The 4805-nt window shown below is 63.8% G+C and carries 7 protein-coding genes; 2 read left to right on the forward strand and 5 right to left on the reverse strand.

The window, feature by feature from the left end:
• Positions 1-33: 33 nt before the first annotated feature.
• The 4 genes from JW929_05650 to JW929_05665 form a co-directional block, all read right to left on the reverse strand.
• The gene (locus tag JW929_05650) at positions 34-369 is read right to left on the reverse strand and encodes a DUF559 domain-containing protein (GenBank protein MBN1438879.1); all 336 of its coding nucleotides are present in this window, start codon (positions 367-369) and stop codon (positions 34-36) included.
• Positions 370-600: 231 nt separating this feature from the next.
• Positions 601-1452, reverse strand: coding sequence for a ParB/RepB/Spo0J family partition protein (locus tag JW929_05655; GenBank protein ID MBN1438880.1), 852 nt, complete (start codon positions 1450-1452; stop codon positions 601-603).
• Between the two features lie 4 nt (positions 1453-1456).
• A complete protein-coding gene (locus JW929_05660) occupies positions 1457-2245 on the reverse strand; it encodes a ParA family protein (GenBank protein ID MBN1438881.1) in 789 nt (262 codons plus the stop codon).
• A complete protein-coding gene (locus JW929_05665) occupies positions 2242-3096 on the reverse strand; it encodes a hypothetical protein (GenBank protein MBN1438882.1) in 855 nt (284 codons plus the stop codon). Before JW929_05665 ends, JW929_05660 begins: the two co-directional genes overlap by 4 nt.
• 110 nt (positions 3097-3206) lie before the next feature.
• On the opposite strand from JW929_05665, the gene mutM reads away from it, so the two are divergent.
• Positions 3207-4043 carry a bifunctional DNA-formamidopyrimidine glycosylase/DNA-(apurinic or apyrimidinic site) lyase gene (gene mutM, locus JW929_05670; protein MBN1438883.1) on the forward strand — a complete coding sequence of 279 codons (837 nt, stop codon included), beginning with the start codon at positions 3207-3209 and terminating at the stop codon, positions 4041-4043.
• A complete protein-coding gene (locus JW929_05675) occupies positions 4040-4420 on the forward strand; it encodes a hypothetical protein (GenBank protein ID MBN1438884.1) in 381 nt (126 codons plus the stop codon). Before mutM ends, JW929_05675 begins: the two co-directional genes overlap by 4 nt.
• A gap of 113 nt (positions 4421-4533) precedes the next feature.
• Here JW929_05675 and JW929_05680 read toward each other — a convergent pair.
• The coding region (locus tag JW929_05680; protein MBN1438885.1) for a hypothetical protein at positions 4534-4805 on the reverse strand (272 nt) is incomplete at its 5' end.

Below are 4805 nucleotides of genomic sequence, written 5' to 3' on the forward strand. Positions count from 1 at the left end.
AACTCCGGAATGGGTGGCCGGATAACTCCGGAATCACCGGCCGGATAACTCCGAAACGGGCGGCCGGATTAGGCCGGAAAATGCAATATGTTTCTTGTTTTCCAGCCAATTGCTTCTTTCCGTATCCTTAATGTATTTTTTCACATGAACATCCCCATCAACTTCGACGGCCAGCTTGGCATTGACGCAATAGAAATCGAGTATGTATTTCCCGACGGGAGCTTGGCGGCGGAAATGGAAACCGAGAGCCTTTCGGCGAAGGCGGGACCATAACAAACGTTCGGCCGGTGTCATGGTTCGGCGAAGATGTTTGGCATATTGAGTGGTTTGGGGTGTTGTTCCGCGGCGGCTTTTTCGTCGTTTGATCATGCTATCCCCCTTGACGATGATTCCCCCTCCTCTTTCCTCCCCCGTTAAGCAAAAAGCGCTTAACGGGGGAGGACCTTGCGTGGCAACCTCCCCCGTTAGGTGGTTTTTCTACTGGGGGTGGACCTTGTGCGATACCCTCCCCCGTTAGGCGGTTTTCCCAACGGGGGAGGCCTTATGCGATACCCTCCCCCGTTAGGTGCTATTCCTAATAGGGGAGGGCAGGTGAGGGGGCTATTTCCCTTTGAGGATCTGGTCCGCGATCGCGTCCAATTCTTCGTCGGAATAATAATAGAGCAGCACCAGGCCGCCGCGCTTTGCGCGTTTGATCGTCACCCGCGTGCCCAGCGCCTCCTCGAATTTTTTCTCCAGCGCGCGCAGGTCCGGCGGCAGGCGCGGCGGGGAGGGTTTAGGCGTTCGCTTGCCGGTCATCCGGCGGGCGAGCTCCTCGGTCTGGCGGACGCTGAGGTCGCGCTTGAGGACCGTGTCCACCGCGGCCAGCTGGGCTTGCACGGTGGGCAGGGCGAGCAGGGCCCGCGCGTGGCCCTCGCTGATCTGGCCGCCCGAGAGCGCTTGGCGCACGCGCTCGGGCAGCTTTAGGAGGCGCAGGGTGTTGGTCACCGCCACGCGGCTTTTGCCCACCCGCTTTGCGACTTCCTCGTGGGAGAGTCCGAAATCCTCGTGCAGGTGGAGGTAGGCTTGGGCTGTCTCCAATGCCGAAAGGTCTTCCCGCTGCAGATTCTCGATCAGCGCCAGCTCCAGCCGCTGTTGGTCGGAGGCGTCGCGTACGAGCACCGGCACGCGCTCCAATCCGGCGAGTTTGGAGGCTTCCAGCCGGCGTTCGCCGGCGATCAGCGTGTATTCCTCCGGCTCGGGCCCGCGGCTGACGATCAGCGGCTGGATCACGCCGTGCTCGCGGATCGAGGCCGCCAAATCTTCGAGCTCGCCGGAATCGATCAGCGAACGCGGCTGGCGAGGATTGCGGCGGATCTTCTCCACCGCCACCAGCATCGCGTCGGCGGAGGCGGTTTCGAGAGGAAGGAGGGCGTCCAACCCGCGCCCGAGTCCGTGCTTTTTCGCGCTCATGCCATCATCCCTGGGCGGGGATTCGCACCCCGTCGGATTTGAGGATCTCCTCCGCCAGTTCCTGATAAGCCAGTGCGCCGATCGAGGAGGGGGCGTAGACCGATATCGGAATCCCGTGCGAGGGCGCTTCCGCCAGGCGGATCGAGCGCGGAATCACGCTGGCGAACACCTTCCCCGGAAAATGGCTGCGCACTTCCTCGATCACCTGGTTGCCGAGGTTCGTCCGCCCGTCGTACATCGTCATCACCACGCCGCGGATCTCAAGCCGCGGTTGGAACGAGGCGCGGATGCGGCCGATGGTCTGGGTGAGCTGGCTGAGGCCTTCGAGGGCGAGGTATTCGCATTGCACCGGGATCACCGCGCCATCCTCAGCGGCCACCAGCGCGTTGAGGGTGAGGATCCCGAGTGAGGGCGGGGAATCCACCAGGAGGTAATCGTAGTCGGGCAGGATCTCCTGCAGCGCGTTGCGCAGGCGGAACTCGCGCCCCTCCTCGCCGATCAGCTCCACTTCCGCCCCGGTCAGGTTCTGCGAGGAGGGAATCAGGCTCAAGCCGAGCTGCTCGTTGCGTAAAATCGCCGCCGCCGGCGGGCAAGCGCCGATCAGCACCTCGTAGGTCCCGCGCTGGATGCGGCGTTTGTCGATGCCCAGGCAGGAGGTGGCGTTGGCCTGCGGATCCAGGTCGACCATCAGCACCCGCTGGTCCATCCGGGCGAAACAATGGGCCAGACTGATCGTCGTGGTGGTCTTCCCCACGCCGCCTTTCTGGTTTACGAATGCGTAGACTCTGCTCACGAAACGCTCCCCGCGCCTTTCGCTTCCAGGATTTCCGCCCGGGTCGGGATTCCGGCCAAGCCCGCGCGAGCAACCGAGAGCGAGGCGAGCCGGGTCGCCAAGCGTCCGGCTTCCCACGGATCGCCGGTTTCCTTGAGGCGGAGGAAAAAGGCCGCCGCAAAGATGTCGCCCGCGCCGGTCGGATCGACGACCTCGACCTTCGGCGCCGGGATGGTGCGGGTTTCGCCTTTCAAATGCACGCGGCACCCGCGCTCCCCGTCGGTGACGGCGGCAACCGGGCTGAGAGCCGCCAGCCGTCCGGCCAGGGCCGCGTCGCCGCCGACATCGTCCATGCTGAATACGGCGACGTGCGCGCCGCGTGCGGCTTGCTCGGCCTCCGGGCGGACGGCTTGGCGGACCAACCCGGAAGAATCCCATGCGCGCATCCAGCCCTGCAGGGTGACGCAGCAGAGCGAATTAAGGAACAGATCCATCACCGAGGGTTTGACCTCCGCCGCGACCGGACCGACGTGGACGATGTCCGGCGTGAGCCAGCTTCGGGGGATGTGGACCGCTCCCAGCGGCTCGCCGGTGGATCGGATCCATTGTTCCCTTGTTCCGCCGCGGTAGCGGTTCTCAAAGGCGGTCATCTTCCCGGAAAGCACCCGGTGGACGAGGATCCCTTCGAGCGGCGAGAGGTCGCAGGCAAGGGAACAGGATGTGACCAGCATGACGGAGGCGCCGTAGGCCGACGCGGTCAGGCCGGAATAAGCAACCGTGCCGCCCATCCGGTCGCCCCCGGGAGTGACATCCCGGGTGACGTGGCCGATAATCAGGTAGCTGAGGTTGCGGTCGTCGGTGGTCGGCGGCACGAAAGGAATTATACTCGGCCTCGCTCCCATCCCCCTCACCCCTGCACCCCTCTCCCAGATTATGCTGGGAGAGGGGACGGGGTTGAGGGCGGTAGGGGGCGAGGAAAGAGATGCCCGAACTGCCCGAAGTGGAGACGATCGCACGGCGTCTGCGGACCGGATGCCGCGGAGAGCCCGCGCTGCCGGGTGCAAGAATTCTCTCGGTAGAGATCCGCCATCCCAAGCCGATCGCATGCCCCGCCCCGGAGCAGGCGGGCGCATGCATGACCGGCCGCACCTTCCGCGGGGTGTCGCGCCGCGGGAAGTTCCTCGTGTTCCACCTGTCGCAGGATCACCTGCTGATCCACCTGCGGATGAGCGGGGACCTGCAATTGTTCCCGCGCGGAGAAGGCGTGCGGAAACACGACCACGTCATTTGGCATCTGGACAACGGATGGGATTTGCGTTTCCACGATCCGCGGCGCTTCGGGCGGATCTGGCTGATCGAATCGCCGGAGGAGGTACTGGCCGGGCTGGGGCCGGAGCCGCTTGAGAAGGAGTTCACCGTGGACCGGTTGCACGCGATGCTGTGCGCGAGGAAACGCCTGCTCAAGCCGCTGCTGCTGGACCAGACCTTCGTCGCCGGGATCGGCAACATCTACGCCGACGAATCGCTCCACCGCGCGCGCTTGCACCCGCTGCGGCGCAGCAACACGCTCAGACGGGAGGAAGCCGCCCGGCTGCGGAACGGGATCCGCGCCGCGCTTAGGGTGGGGATCGCGCAGGACGGGGCGAGCATCGATTGGGCTTACCGCGGCGGGGAATTCCAGAATCATTTCCGCGCGTACGATCGCGAAGGGGAACCTTGCGTCCGCTGCGGGGCGAAGATCCGGAGGATTGTCGTCGGCCAGCGCACGACGCATTACTGCCCGCGTTGCCAAAAAAGAAAGGGAGATCGTAGACAATGATCAAGCGAATGAATGCTGTGACCGTGGTTCTCGGGTTTCTCGGATTGCACATCCTCATCTGGCTGGCCTTCGCCGTGCTCGCGGTTCTCGGTTTGATTCCCGGCCTGCCGGATTCCGGTGCCGCGCTCTGGATCATGGCGGGGCTGGCGTTTGCCTGCTCATGCGCCTTGGCCGTGCTGGTCGTCCTGCTGAACCGGCGCGTGCGGTTGGGGTATTACCTGGCCGTGGCCGCGCTCTTCCTGCTGGCCGCACTGACTTTTACCGACGACGTGGGCTGGATCGATTGGGCGTATTTCGCGATCGTCGCCGTTCCGCTGGTGTTGCTGTTTACAGAGCGGGCTTGGTTCCTGGGGAAGGCGCCCAAACCGGAGCAATAACATGGCTACCCAGCCTTTGCTTTCCTAACCCCCGCGCTTTGCCTTCTTATCGAAGAACCGCCGAGGTTCAGGCAGGGGCTTTCTAAAAACAGCATTATGCTGTCTCCGAATCATCATCCCGGGCGAGGCTCGGGGCAGGTGTCCGCGACCGCGCCTGGAAGCGGGGTGTTTGTAGAGGGCATCCAGTCATTGAACCCCTGGATTTCCGCTGCACCCACCCCCGGCGAAGAACGCGCCGAGGGCCGGCGCGGAAATGACGAACTTTCTCCGGCGGGGAATTTTCCACAAATACCATTGATGACTCCCCTGCAAAAAGCCATTTTTAGAATGCCAATTCCGGCTTTCGCGTGAGAATCCAGGCGCGGCGCGAAAAAATGAAAAAGGA

The organism is Anaerolineales bacterium (assembly GCA_016928575.1).
Lineage (GTDB): Bacteria > Chloroflexota > Anaerolineae > Anaerolineales > RBG-16-64-43 > JAFGKK01.